The sequence below is a fragment of the Flavobacterium sp. TSSA_36 genome (genome assembly GCF_051547165.1).
Classification (GTDB): Bacteria; Bacteroidota; Bacteroidia; order Flavobacteriales; family Flavobacteriaceae; genus Flavobacterium.
In genome coordinates this window covers 300,163-313,747 of the sequence record NZ_JBPTTP010000002.1, presented here as the reverse complement: position 1 = coordinate 313,747, position 13,585 = coordinate 300,163, and the positions used below count along the sequence as shown (strand labels likewise).

Genomic DNA, 13,585 nt, shown 5'->3' with positions numbered 1-13,585 from the left:
AACCAACTTATTACGCCTTTTTTGCCCTAAAATAAAACCTCATGCTTAGAGTTTAGCATGAGGTTTTATTTTATTTGTTTTTATTGCGGTATTGTTGCAATAATTTTCTATCGAAATCGACTTCTGACTTTCTTAGTTTTAAGATTTTTGTGGGAGGTAAAATATTTCGAATAGCCGTATTAAATTTTTTTCTAAGTAGGTATTGTTCTTCGTCCGTATTTTCAATTTGGTTTAAAAAAGACAAAGCCTCTTTATCGCTCATGGAGTCTAAAGAACCGTCGTTTAATTTTTTAGCGTAGGTTCTCATTTTTTGATGCCTTACTTCGAATTGTTTATCATCGTAAGCATTGTAAACGGGCCAAAATTTTTCTGCTTCAACGGAAGTTAAGTTGAGTTCATTAGTCAAAAAAGCCACTTTCATTGCTTTTATCTGATCTTTTTTTTCTCTTAACCGTTCGTTTTGTCCATAGATCGTTACTGATATCAGTAAAAAAAAATAGGGAAATAATTTTTTAATTGTCATAATATTTTATTTTTATGGTACAGTTATTATTCAAGAATAAGTTGTTCTAAATTGCCTTCTTTTAATAGATGTTCTTCAATAGCGGTTGGGTCTGCAAATGAAGTTTCGCTAAAGGGTACTAAATCATCCGCGTCTATTTCACTTATTAAATCATATTGCGTAATGTTGGGTTGATAGGCTAGGTAATTTTCTATATTGGTGCTGTCTAACTCTTGTTTGGAATGCGATAAATAGGTATAAATTGGCAAGCTCATTGCTATGATGAGTACCGCAGCAACGGCAGCAAGTATTTTTTTTCTTTTTTGATGTAAAGCTATTACTTTGGTGCTTTTATGGGGGAGTTGCTGGCGTATTTTTGCTTGAAAATCATCAAAATAATTTTCAGGCACACTGAATCCGGTGCTTATTTTGGGGTGATTTTCTAATTTAAATTCTTTCATATCTTTTTTAGACTATAATTCTAGTATAAGGTTTAATTTTTGGTTACAAATGCTTCAATTTTTTTTGTGGCGTGATGATAGGAGGCTTTTAATCCACCCACAGAGGTTCCAAGGATTTCTGAAATTTCTTCATATTTTAAATCTTCAAAATATTTCATTTTGAAAATAAGTTGTTGTTTCTCTGGTAATGCGGCTATGGCTTTCTGCAATTTCAATTGAATTTCATCCCCTTCAAAGTATACATCGGATTGTAAATTTTGAATTGTTTTTTCTTGTAGTTCTTGAGAAGTAAGGTTGTTTTTTTTAGCTTTTTGATTTAAAAATGTCAAAGCTTCGTTGGTAGCAATGCGATACATCCATGAAAAAAGTTTACTATCTCCTTTAAAATCTTTCAAATAGCGAAAAACTTTTACAAATGTATTCTGCAAAACATCATCGGTGTCATCATGATTCAAAACAATATTTCGAATATGATTGTACAAAGGCTTTTGGTATTCCTTCAATAATAGCTCAAACGCTTTATTTTGCGTTTTGGGATCTAATAATTGCTGGATAAATGCTTTTTCTTCTTGCAAGTTGACACTTTTTAGGTTTAGAATAGCATTCCGTGCAAAGGTTTAATGGTCACGAAATAATTTTTTAGAATTCAGATGGAATTGCTTCTTCAATGGTTGTTTCGCTGATTTTTTTCTTTGGAACAGCAGTGCGAATTACTGGAGCTGGAATTACTTTGGGTTGAATAGGGGAGTACAGTGTAGTTACCCATTTGGAAGGTTTATTACTTTCATTTCGTCCTATCGTAATCACCTCCAAGTGTAAAAATTTGCGGTCTCTCACTATTCCTTTTGAGGTAAAATAGTTGTCAATTTGCACTTTTGCTTGTTTTAAATGCGAATAATCTCCTTTTACTATGGTTTTGATCGCTGGGAACGTTTCTAGTTTTTCTAATTTTAAGCCGCTTTCTGGGCTCACTAGTATTTCGTTTTTTATTGGAAGACCAAACGAAAGGCTGACGGTTTCTTGCGTGGTATCATATAAATGATAAATGATGAAGGGCTTTCCGTATGTTTCTATGCTATTCTTATCACAGTATTCTTGTAGTTTTTCGAAGACAATTTTACTGTTTTTTTGGATGTTACTTGTTTTACTACTAAAGGATTGGCTTAGGTAATAAGTAGCGGTTTTTCGCACTTCTCCCACTACTTTTACGGAATATGTATTCATTTCGTAGTCTAAAATTTTATCCAAATTAGTCAAACTTTTTTCATAAATGGAACCCAAATTTCTAGCTACACCCCCTTTTAGAGCAGCAAGCATTTTGAGTTCAAAACTCAAGTTTCCTTTAGTTTTCCAAGTTACTTTTGTTCCGCCTACGGTATCTTTAAAATGCCAAAATACTTCAGATTCTGTCCCGTTATTGTTGAGTTTTTGAGTAATTGTTTCATCACGTTTAGTGCTTAACGTTTGGATATCTCCCGTACCTTCAGCTCCTATCCATGAACAGAAAGCGCCTTTACCGGAGGTAGCTTCAGGAAACGTCATTTTTAATTCCGAATCTTCGAGCATCCAGCTGTTAAAATCAGGCCAATTTTGATAATCGTTTACGTAATTATAAACGGCTGATTTTGGCGAGTTGATTACTTTGCTTCGTTCTAATTGAAATTCACCTTTTTGAGTAGCCACAAAAATAGTCGAGGCCACTGCACTCAAAACTAACAAAAGAAAAAGATATTTTAGGATTTGCATGAGATTTTGGGTATAAACTTTGGTGAAGTTAGAAATATTATTCAAAAAGTAGGATAACTTTTTACAATAGAAACCTATTTCGTTGGCTTTGGCTCGTAAAATATGGGCAAAGTAAAATTAGTGTTTAAGATAGATTTTTATAAGAAACAAGAGGGCTATGAATATGAAGAAACTTACTAATATTTTATAGTTTCCTTTGTAAAAAACGCGATGCAAACTAGCATCTTTTCGATAAGCAATAATCATTGCAAAAATAAAAGCGATGGCAAAACAGGCGGCAAAAATTAATTGTCCTTGACTAAACATAGTGGTACTTTTTTTTACAAATTTAAGTAATTGAATAGTATTTATTACTAATTTGCTTCTTCAATTAACGTATTTAATTATGCAAAAACAAATACAAGCTGTTACGGAGTTTCATACCGCTTTTGCCATTGGTCATAAAGAACAACCGGATGGAAATTTAGGAGAAGCTAAGCATTTACTCCGTTTTAATTTAATGAAGGAAGAAAACGAAGAATATCTTGAAGCCGCCAAAGCTAAGGATATAGTTGAAATTGCGGATGCTTTGGGGGATATGCTCTACATTTTATGTGGCACCATAATAGAGCATGGACTTCAGGATCATATTGAAGCTATTTTTGATGAAATTCAACGCAGTAATATGAGTAAATTGGGTGAGGATGGTCAACCTATTTATAGAGAAGATGGGAAAGTAATGAAAGGGCCTCATTATTTTAAACCTGATTTTTCTAAAATTCTGAAGATTGTTGCAGATTCTAAATAATAGAAAAGGCGATTTTCATACCGAAAATCGCCTTTAACTTTATAGAAAGCCAGTATTCTATTTTAGATTTTTACCGTCCAACCAAATGGATCTGCTTCTAATTTGTGTTGCATGTTTGTTAACTTAGTTTTAAGTTGTGCTGCATAAGAGTTTTCAATTTTGGGAAGTTCGTAATATACTTCTTGATATGAATATCCGACAATTGGATTGACTACGGCGGCGGTACCTGCGCCAAAAATTTCTTTTAACGATCCGTTTTTAGAGGCTGCTACTAATTCATCAACCAAAACCGGGCGAACTTCCACTGTTATTCCTTCTTTTTGAGCTAATTCAATCAAACTTTTTCGGGTGATTCCGTCTAGGATTCGTTCACTTATAGGGGCAGTTAACAAGGTGTCATTGATTCTAAAAAACACATTCATAGTGCCAGCCTCTTCTAATTTGGTATGTGTGGCGTCATCTGTCCAAATTACTTGTTGAAAGCCTTCTTTATTAGCTAGATTGGTAGGGTAAAATTGTGCTGCATAATTACCAGCCGCTTTTGCTGCACCAATCCCGCCATTAGCCGCTCTACTATAATGTTCAGCAATGAGTACTTTTACTTCTCCGGAATAATATGATTTTGCGGGAGAAAGAATAATCATAAATTTGTATTCGGTTGACGGATTTGCTACCACGCCATCTCCTGTGGCAATCATAAAAGGTCTGATATACATGGTGTTGCCTAGTCCTTTTTTTACCCAAGCTTCGTCTATTTTTAAAAGTTCGTTTAGGCCATTCATGAAAACTTCTTCAGGAACTTCAGGCATAGCCATTCTAACGGCCGATGCATTAAATCTTTTGAAATTTTCATCGGGTCTAAAAAGCCACAGGTCGTTTTGGTCGTCTTTGTAGGCTTTCATACCTTCAAAAATAGCTTGTCCGTAATGAAAAACTTTTGCTGACGGATCTAATAAAAAAGGTTGATACGGTTTAATGACTGGTTGTTGCCAAGCTCCATTTTTAAAATCGCACTCCAATAAATGATCCGTAAAAACGGCACCGAAACTTAAATTATCAAAATCTACTTCGTTTATTTTGGAGGTAGTTGCTTTTGTGATGTTAATTGCTGTTGATTGAGAAGTACTCATGATTATGTGTTAATAGTTAAATTCGAGCAATAAAATCATAAAAAAAGTATTCGTTCTTTTGATTTTATTTTTTTACAAAATTAAATAAAAAAGACTAAAATTGATGCGAAAATTTCAGAGTATGTTTAGTTTGATTGAGATTTGTTTATTTTTTAAAAATTGGAATTATTTATTACTATTTTATAAGAAATATATAATAATTACTTGCATTTTTGTCTGTTAAAGAAGCTTACTATTGCTTAATTTTGTGTTAGTGCAAAATAAAAGCTTCACAAATCAACCTCAATTTGTTTTGAAATTCGTAAAAAAGTATTTGTTTTCTAGTTTTTAGCTATGAAAACATTCCATACGGGCCAAAACTCCAATGTATCGCTATGAAAAGAAAAATTATTCAAACTTCAGATGGTTCTACTACTATTCAAATAGAAGATTGGGACGAATGCTATCATTCCAAACATGGAGCCATCCAAGAAGCTAAGCATGTTTTTATCCAAAATGGTTTGGCTTTGTTTCCGGGGCAGTCAATTGCAATTCTTGAGATTGGTTTTGGTACGGGGCTTAATGCTTTTATTACTTTTTTGGAAGCACAGCAACGAGATCAGACAATACAATATGTTGGAGTAGAGGCTTATCCTATTTCAAAAGAAGAACTCGAAGGAATGAATTATGTTGGAGCATTAGCTGCAGAAGAACATCAAGCTATTTTTGAAAAAATACACAATGGTAATTGGGAAGAAATGATGGCATTATCCCCTAATTTTTCACTTACCAAAAGGCAGCAATTTTTTGAAACAATAGAAGATGTGGCACAATTTGATTTAATTTATTTTGATGCTTTTGGGTATCGTGTTCAACCTGAGTTGTGGAGTACTTCGATCTTTCAAAAAATGATAACAGCCCTCAAAGATAATGGAGTTTTGGTGACCTATGCCGCTAGAGGAGTTGTAAAAAGAAGCATGATTGAGGTAGGTTTTACAGTAGAAAAATTAGCAGGTCCCCCTGGGAAAAGGGAAATGTTTAGGGCTACAAAAAAAAGGGAACAATAGTCTTTGCAAACGATATAATATTGGGATTGCAAATTTAAAAAAAAAGATAAATCTAAGTTAACTTTGTAAAAGCTATGTTGTAAAATGCTATTTTTACCTCGAGATAACCCCCAAAATCTTTTTTAACTATGTCGAAAATAATGTTTGATTACACCAAATCGGTTTTAGAGAGAGTGAGCTTTGATCCTTCGCTTTTTTGTAAAGAGTTAGAGAAAGCGATACGTACTTTATTACCGTATGAATTAGAGCAGCTAAAAGAATGGTTATTTGATTTTACTTATGAGAAACCAGAGCTAAAACAATGTCTTTTAATCGTAAAATAGATAAAAAAAGGAACCTACACTGGTTCCTTTTTTTTATGGTATTATTTTTTGGCTACGGGACTAATGATTTCAACATTTTGAAACACAATCGCTCCCTTAATTACTCCAGCAATAGTGGTTCGTAATGCTTCTATAATCTGAATTTTAAGTTCGTTTTTTGGATAAATCAAACTAATTTCTCTAGCGGGTTTTGGTTCTTTAAAATGGCGGAGTTTTACTTTGTCTGTTTCTTTAAGATCCAAAGTATGGAGGTAAGGCAATAAAGTAGTGCCAAGTCCTTCGTCAGCTAATTTTATTAAGGTTTCGAAACTTCCGCTTTCAATGGTAAAATGATTGATTTCGTTGGAGTTACTGTTTTTGCATAAATTCAAAATTCCATCTCTAAAACAGTGTCCGTCTTGTAGTAATAAAATTTCGTCTAAATTTAAATCGGCTACTTCTATTTCTTTTTTAGAAAAATGCTGGTGATCTTCGGGGATATAAGCCACAAAGGGTTCGTAATACAGCGGACTCTCTTTTATTTTTTCTTCCTGTAGTGGCGTAGCAGCTATCGCGGCGTCTAAATGGCCATTGTTGAGCTTACTTACTATTTCTGCGGTATTCAATTCTTCAATGATTAGCCTAATTTTAGGGTATTTTTTGATGAAATTTTTTAAAAACATGGGAAGGAGGGTCGGCATAATTGTAGGTATAATGCCTAATTTGAATTCGCCACCGATAAACCCTTTTTGTTGCTCCACGATATCTTGAATACGATCTGCTTCATTAACAATATTTTTGGCTTGATTTACAATTTTTTGACCAATATCGGTAAGTTGAATGGGTTTTTTGGATCGATCAAAAATTTGAATACTCAATTCTTCTTCTATTTTTTGAATTTGCATGCTCAATGTAGGTTGTGTAACAAAACATTTTTCGGCCGCCAAAGTGAAGTTTTTATGTTCGGCTACGGCAAGTACGTATTTTAATTGTGTGATGGTCATTGATAGTAAAATTTGATGTAAAGATAATTACAATCAATTTAATTGATAGTAAATAGCCAAGTGAAATTTGAATTTATTTTTTTCTGTTTTAAAAATCAAGTCAATAGCGGTGCCTTAGTACAAAGGATTTTTTTTTAGTACTTTCCATCATTGGCTTTGTTTTTTAATAATTATTTATGATTTAGTGTTCCATAATGAACAACGGATTTAGTAATTTTGAAAAAATTTTTTCAATATGCAACTAGCTTCATTTAGTGGGTTTATAAGAACATTGTTTTACATGATTATGTTTTACTATGTTTTTAAATTTTTGGCGAAACTTTTTTTACCCATTTTAGTAAAAAAAGCAGTAGAAAAGGCTGGTGAGAATTTTCAGCAGCAGCAACAATACGCCCAGCAGCAACAGTATGCCCAACAAAATAGAAGCTACCAGCATCAGGACGAGATTATTGTAGATACGGCTCGTTCCAAAAATCCAAAAGAGACCAAAAAGGTGGGAGAATATGTGGATTACGAAGAAATAGATTAAATTTGTGCGCTGAAGCCCATTTTTTAATCTAATTCAAATCTGAATCCATTGAAAGTTTTAAATAAATTTTACCCGCACGCATTAGCTATTCTAGGTTTTGTAGTTATTTCTTTAATTTATTTTTATCCTGTTCTACAAGGAAAACAAATCTTCCAGTCTGATATCGCTCAGTTTACTGGGATGGCCAAAGAGCAAAACGACTTTAGAGCCATCGAACATCAAGAACCTTATTGGACAAATGCTGCTTTTGGTGGAATGCCTACCTATCAATTAGGAGCAAAATACCCTCACGATTACATTGGCGCTCTAGATGATGCTATCCGATTCTTACCTCGACCAGCCGATTATTTATTCTTATACTTTTTAGGATTCTATGGCCTTTTATTGGTCTTGAAAATCGATCCACTTAAAGCTTTTTTTGGTGCTATTGCCTTTGGTTTTTCTACTTATTTGATTATTATTTTGGGAGTGGGGCACAATGCCAAAGCCCACGCTATTGGATATATGCCAATGGTTATTGCGGGTTTTATACTTGTTTTTCAGCGTAAATATATTCTGGGTGGCTTGGTTACTTTATTTGCCACAGCATTAGAAATTAATGCAAATCACTTTCAAATGACCTATTATTTGTTGTTGTTATTATTGATTTTGATCGGGTATTATTCGTATCAAGCCATCAAAGAAAAACAATATAAAGATCTTGGCAAAAGTTTTGGGATATTAGCCATTGCAGGCATTTTGGCGATTGGAGCCAATGCTACCAATTTACTAGCTACTTCAGAATATGCTGCTTTTAGTATTCGAAATAAAAGTGAATTGACTTTTAATCCCGATGGTTCAAAAAGCACAACCAATAGTGCAATGACTCGTGAATACATTACAGAGTATAGCTATGGTATCATGGAGAGTTTCAATTTGATTGCGCCAAGACTCTTTGGTGGCTCCAATAGTGAAGCTCTTGGAAAAGACAGTACGATGTTTGAATTTATGGTGGGTCAAGGCGTTCCAGAAGATCAAGCTGCCGATTTTACCAATGGATTGCCAACGTATTGGGGAGATCAGCCAATTGTGGCAGCACCAGCTTACATTGGAGTGGTGGTTTTCTTTTTGGCGGTTTTAGCATTGTTTATTGATAAAAGGAAAATTAAATATGTCTTCTTTGGAGGCGCTATGTTTGCGTTGGTTTTGTCTTGGGGAAAAAACTTTTCTTTAGTGACGGATTTCTTCATCGATTATATTCCGATGTATGATAAGTTTAGAGCCGTTTCGTCTATTCAGGTAATTCTAGAATTATGTTTCCCTGTTTTGGCTATTATGGGATTACAGTCCTTTTTTACTTTGGAAAAACCACAACAAACCAAAGGAATTTTGCACACAGCATTGTTTGGTTTGGGAGTTATGCTCATTCTTTTTATCAGCAAAGGTGCGTGGAGTTATGCCGGTAGCAACGATGGATTGTATTTGCAAAACTATGGTGCTGGATTTGTAGACGCACTAAAAGCAGATCGTATGAGTTTATACACTGCCGATTTGTTGCGTTCTTCCTTTTTTATAGTAGTAATTGCGGCTGTCTTGTGGTTTTATACTCAAAAGCGTTTGGCACAAAACACAGCCATAATTTTGGTTGGCGTTTTGATGATTTTTGATCTTTTCTTCGTGGATAAAAAATATGTTTCAGGAAAGGATTTTGTTAGTGGAAGTGAAGTAGATATTCCTTTTCAAGAAAAAATGTCTGATATACAAATTTTAAAAGATCCTTCTAATTATAGAGTTTTTGAAGTTCAAGATTTATTGGGTGGAAGGGCTTCCTATTTTCATAAATCAATTGGGGGATATAGTGCAGTTCGCCCAAGAAGAATGCAACAATTGTTCGATTATCAAATTTCCAAAAACAATATCGAAGTCTTAGATTTTTTAAATGTAAAATACATCATTCAAACGGATAAAGAAGGTAAAGAATTTCCAACGGTTAATCCTAATGCTAATGGCAATGCTTGGTTTGTAAGTCAAATAAAACCTGTAGCTTCTGCTGATGAGGAGATGAAAGCGTTAGATAAATTTGATTCTAAAAACGTGGCAATTGTCAATACAAAAGAGTTTACCATTCAAAATAAAAGCTTTGTAAAAGATGCTTCAGCGGTAATTACTTTGGATGCCTACAAACCGAATCATCTAACGTATACTTCAACTAATGCTACTACTGGTTTAGCCGTGTTTTCTGAAATGTATTATGCTAAAGGTTGGAAAGCCTATGTTGAAGGGAAAGAAACCCCAATTTACAGAGTAGATTATGTGTTGAGAGCTATTGAAATTCCAGCTGGAAAACAAAAAGTGGAATTCAAATTTGAGCCAGAAGTGGTACAAACCGGAAGTACTATTGCCTTGATTAGTTCTATTGGAATGCTATTGCTATTGGTAGGAGGGATTTATGTTGAGCGAAAAAAAATCAAGAAAGTCGAATAAATAGAGAGATGAAAACTAATGCTAAAATTGATGCAAAAAAGGTTGAATTGCAAAAAATATATTTGGAGCGATTGGAACGATTTATGTCATTAGTTGAACTTTCATATGCTTTAAAACACGCACCAAGAGTGATACAGAAAAAATAATGCTTCCAGAAATTGTAAATATTTGGACAATATTCAACGAAAAAAATGTTCGTTATCTAACTATTGGAGGTCTTGCTGTAAATATTTATGGCTATACAAGAAACACTGGTGATATTGATATTCTATTAGAAGATACTACTGAAAACAGAATTAACCTAAGAGCCGCTTTTAAACAAATTGGAATAGGAGACTTTCCTCAAATTGAAACAATGCAATTTGTAGCAGGATATACAGATTTTACAATTTCTTATGATTTACGGTTAGATGTAATGACATCAGTTAAGGGATTGGAAAATGCAAATTTTGATGAATTACTTCAAAACGCAACAATTGTTTACTTAAACGAAGTTCCTGTTTATTTCATTGATTATGATAGTTTGATACTGGCAAAAAAAGCGACCAATCGATTAAAGGATCAATTGGATATTGAGGAATTAAATAAATTGAATAACAAATAACTTGAAGAAAGATATCAAAAAACTCTTAATCATCACTTATTATTGGCCGCCAGCTGGTGGACCTGGCGTACAACGTTGGCTTAAGTTTGTCAAATATTTACCTGATTTTGAGATACAGCCGATTGTTTATATTCCAGAAAATCCAACGTATCCAATACTTGATACTCAATTAGAGCATGAAGTGTCTGAGCAAGCCATTATTTTGAAAAAAAGCATTTTTGAACCCTATCAATTGGCATCCTTTTTTTCTAAAAACAAAACCAAAAAAATAAGTTCGGGAATCATTCCTAATCAAAAAAAACAATCCTTTTTGGAAGCTTTTTTGTTGTGGATACGCGGGAACTTATTCATTCCAGATGCGCGTGTTTTTTGGGTGCAACCTTCTGTTGCTTATTTAGAAAAATACATTATCGAAAATGATATTGACACTATCGTTACTTCTGGTCCACCGCACAGTTTACATTTGATAGGACTGGAGTTGCAAAAAAAAGCAAACGTCAAATGGTTTGCGGATTTTAGAGATCCGTGGACGACTATTGGCTATCACAAAGCCTTGCGTTTGTCTAGTTATGCTGCTAAAAAACATAAAAAATTAGAACATCAAGTGCTCAATGCAGCTGACACGATTATTGTCACCAGCAAAACGACTAAAACGGAGTTTCAAGCCCTCACTTCAAAACCAATTCAAGTTATTACGAACGGCTATGATACGGAAAATGTTGCCCCACAAACGTTAGATACCAAATTCACTTTGGCTCATATTGGGTCTTTTTTATCTGAGCGCAACCCACTGATTCTTTGGGAGAGTTTAGTAGAGTTACTTGTTGAAATTCCTGATTTTAAAAATCAGCTTGAGATTAAGTTAATGGGCGCTGTGAGTCAGGAAGTGCTTGATACGATTACCCGATTTGGACTCCATGACTATTTGAATAATTTAGGCTATGTGTCGCATGATCAAGCCGTAGCGCATCAACGTAAATCACAAGTTTTATTGTTAATAGAAATTGATTCAGAAGATACCAAAAGCATCATTCCGGGGAAGCTTTTCGAATATATGGTTTCTGGAAGGCCAATTATCGCTATTGGACCCAAAGACTCTGATTTTGCCGAGATTATCACAAGTACGAATACAGGAGTGTTTTTCGAGTACGATAAGAAACAGCAATTGAAAGCTACTATTTTAGCCTATTATCAACAATTTTTGGAAGGAAAATTACAATCGTATCCAGTAGGTTTGCAAAAATATTCCAGAAAGAGTCTAACCAAAGAATTAGCGACTCTTCTAACTTCTAACTTCTAATTTCTACCTTCCAATAATGGGCATTGTTTTAAATCAGTCATTAAAGAATACTATAATCACTTATCTAGGTTTTGGAATAGGCGGCATAAGTACGCTGTTTTTGTTTCCTCCCATTTTGGGTAAAACCTATTATGGTTTGTCTAATTATATTTTGTCTTGTGCCAATGTAATCATGCCTTTATTTGCTATAGGTATGCAGAATACTTTGGTCAAATTTTATTCGCAATGCAAAACGGAGCAAGAGAAGAATCAGTTTTTGTCCTTTACGGTATTATTTCCGTTGTTGTTAAGTATTCCTTTGTTGCTTATAGGGTTATTTTTTTATGATGAAATTGCCTTTTTTGTGACCAAAAAAAATCCTATCGTACAAGATTACATCTGGTTGATTCCCTTCGTAGGCTTGTGTATGGCTTATTTTGAAATTTTTTATGCTTGGGCCAGAGTGCATATGCATTCAGTCTTTGGAAATTTCATCAAAGAAGTAGGATTGCGCTTGTTTTCATTGGTTGCTCTTTTGGCCATGTATTTCAAATGGATTACGGCTATTGAATTCATATATCTTACGGCCGGAATTTATTTCGTAGCCTTTTTAGTCACTATGTTTTATGCGTTCCGAATCAAAAAACCTGTTTTTCAAGTAGCGATTCCAAAAAATGTAAAAGGTATTGTAGAATATTCATTTTACATTATCTTGTCTGGGAGTGTGGCTAATTTATTGTTAGATGGCGATAAAATCATGCTCAATCAATACATGGACATTGGGAACATTGCTTTTTATTCGGTGGCCACTTATATCGCCTTAGTGATTTCTGTCCCTAGTCGCGCCATGCATCAAATTGTGTACCCTATTACGGCCAAGTTAATGCACGAGAACAAATACAAAGAATTGAATATTCTTTACAAAAAAACATCCATCAATTTACAAATGGTGGGCGGATTTGTAATGCTTTGTATTTTTGTCAACATCAATCAGCTGTATGAGTTGTTGCCCAAAGAATACGCTGGTGGGATTATGGTCGTATTCATGATTGGCCTTTCAAAATATTTCGATTTGATTTTAGGGAATAACAACGCCATTATTTTTAATTCAAAATACTACCGAATGGTTTTATTTCTAGGGGTGATGTTGGCACTTTTGACGTTTGTATTAAACTATATTTTTATTCCTTTATATGGTATTATAGGATCCGCATTCGCCACTTTATTATCCATAACCATTTACAGTGTAGCCAAATTACTTTTTGTTGTCAAGCGCATGCATTTGTATCCTTTTAGCAAACAAACCATTGAATCTTTAGCAGTAACTATGGTTATTTTTCTCCTTTTTTACTTTTGGCAATTTCCTTTTCATCCCTTGATTAGCATCGTTCTAAAATCAATTTTACTTACTGTGCTTTATATTTATGCCAATTATAAAATGGTAATTTCACCCGAAATTAATCAAGCCATCGACACGCTTTTTGTTAAACTAAGAATAAAAAAATAAGTAATACTTTGTTTAAAATCAGTTCATTGCGATAAAATTAAATAGATTTGTCATTATATTTGTTAAGATAAATTGCTATAAAATGAGGTTTAGGAGCAGTGATCCAACGATTTCTGGGTCACATCGTCCCGCCATCCGCTATATCTTTGCTTTTTTTTAATTAAAAAGCAAAGGATACCGCTGCTGTCGGGGCTAAAAGGAAAGAAGGCGCTTTCTTGTTATCTT

The 13,585-nt window shown here is 33.9% G+C and carries 14 protein-coding genes; 8 read left to right on the top strand and 6 right to left on the bottom strand.

Annotation, left to right across the window (positions count from 1 at the left end; genetic code table 11):
* Positions 1–70: 70 nt before the first annotated feature.
* The 4 genes from ACSVH7_RS05505 to ACSVH7_RS05490 form a co-directional block, all read right to left on the bottom strand.
* Positions 71–523 (bottom strand): sensor of ECF-type sigma factor, encoded by a 453-nt coding sequence (locus ACSVH7_RS05505; protein WP_438065689.1) that lies wholly within the window; start codon positions 521–523, stop codon positions 71–73.
* A gap of 26 nt (positions 524–549) precedes the next feature.
* A complete protein-coding gene (locus ACSVH7_RS05500; RefSeq protein WP_438065688.1) occupies positions 550–963 on the bottom strand; it encodes a hypothetical protein in 414 nt (137 codons plus the stop codon).
* A 32-nt stretch (positions 964–995) separates the two neighbouring features.
* Positions 996–1,538, bottom strand: coding sequence for an RNA polymerase sigma factor (locus ACSVH7_RS05495; protein WP_438065687.1), 543 nt, complete (start codon positions 1,536–1,538; stop codon positions 996–998).
* Between the two features lie 64 nt (positions 1,539–1,602).
* On the bottom strand, positions 1,603–2,709 hold the full coding sequence (locus ACSVH7_RS05490; protein WP_438065686.1) for an SRPBCC family protein: 1,107 nt from the start codon (positions 2,707–2,709) through the stop codon (positions 1,603–1,605).
* A gap of 385 nt (positions 2,710–3,094) precedes the next feature.
* Between ACSVH7_RS05490 and ACSVH7_RS05485 the strand changes: the two genes are divergently transcribed.
* Complete coding sequence (locus tag ACSVH7_RS05485; protein ID WP_438065685.1) at positions 3,095–3,496, top strand: hypothetical protein; 402 nt, start codon at positions 3,095–3,097, stop codon at positions 3,494–3,496.
* 62 nt (positions 3,497–3,558) lie between these two features.
* Here ACSVH7_RS05485 and ACSVH7_RS05480 read toward each other — a convergent pair whose 3' ends face one another.
* Entirely contained in the window at positions 3,559–4,626 is a 1,068-nt protein-coding gene (locus ACSVH7_RS05480) for a branched-chain amino acid aminotransferase (protein WP_438065684.1), read from the bottom strand.
* Positions 4,627–5,000: 374 nt separating this feature from the next.
* Here ACSVH7_RS05480 and mnmD point away from each other — a divergent pair, with 374 nt between their 5' ends.
* Positions 5,001–5,672 carry a tRNA (5-methylaminomethyl-2-thiouridine)(34)-methyltransferase MnmD gene (gene mnmD / locus ACSVH7_RS05475; RefSeq protein ID WP_438065683.1) on the top strand — a complete coding sequence of 224 codons (672 nt, stop codon included), beginning with the start codon at positions 5,001–5,003 and terminating at the stop codon, positions 5,670–5,672.
* A 128-nt stretch (positions 5,673–5,800) separates the two neighbouring features.
* The gene (locus tag ACSVH7_RS05470; RefSeq protein WP_438065682.1) at positions 5,801–5,995 is read left to right on the top strand and encodes a hypothetical protein; all 195 of its coding nucleotides are present in this window, start codon (positions 5,801–5,803) and stop codon (positions 5,993–5,995) included.
* Positions 5,996–6,036: 41 nt separating this feature from the next.
* On the opposite strand, the gene ACSVH7_RS05465 is transcribed toward ACSVH7_RS05470, so the two are convergent.
* Complete coding sequence (locus ACSVH7_RS05465) at positions 6,037–6,978, bottom strand: LysR substrate-binding domain-containing protein (protein WP_438065681.1); 942 nt, start codon at positions 6,976–6,978, stop codon at positions 6,037–6,039.
* Positions 6,979–7,288: 310 nt separating this feature from the next.
* Here ACSVH7_RS05465 and ACSVH7_RS05460 point away from each other — a divergent pair, with 310 nt between their 5' ends.
* The 5 genes from ACSVH7_RS05460 (at position 7,289) to ACSVH7_RS05440 (ending at position 13,360) form a co-directional block, all read left to right on the top strand.
* Entirely contained in the window at positions 7,289–7,507 is a 219-nt protein-coding gene (locus tag ACSVH7_RS05460) for a DUF4834 family protein (protein WP_438065680.1), read from the top strand.
* A gap of 48 nt (positions 7,508–7,555) precedes the next feature.
* Positions 7,556–9,970: a YfhO family protein gene (locus tag ACSVH7_RS05455; protein ID WP_438065679.1), complete on the top strand. Its 2,415-nt coding sequence runs from the start codon at positions 7,556–7,558 to the stop codon at positions 9,968–9,970.
* A gap of 145 nt (positions 9,971–10,115) precedes the next feature.
* Positions 10,116–10,574: a hypothetical protein gene (locus ACSVH7_RS05450; RefSeq protein ID WP_438065678.1), complete on the top strand. Its 459-nt coding sequence runs from the start codon at positions 10,116–10,118 to the stop codon at positions 10,572–10,574.
* A 1-nt stretch (position 10,575) separates the two neighbouring features.
* Positions 10,576–11,874: a glycosyltransferase family 4 protein gene (locus ACSVH7_RS05445; RefSeq protein WP_438065677.1), complete on the top strand. Its 1,299-nt coding sequence runs from the start codon at positions 10,576–10,578 to the stop codon at positions 11,872–11,874.
* 16 nt (positions 11,875–11,890) lie between these two features.
* Positions 11,891–13,360, top strand: coding sequence for an oligosaccharide flippase family protein (locus tag ACSVH7_RS05440; RefSeq protein WP_438065676.1), 1,470 nt, complete (start codon positions 11,891–11,893; stop codon positions 13,358–13,360).
* The last annotated feature ends 225 nt before the right edge of the window (positions 13,361–13,585 follow it).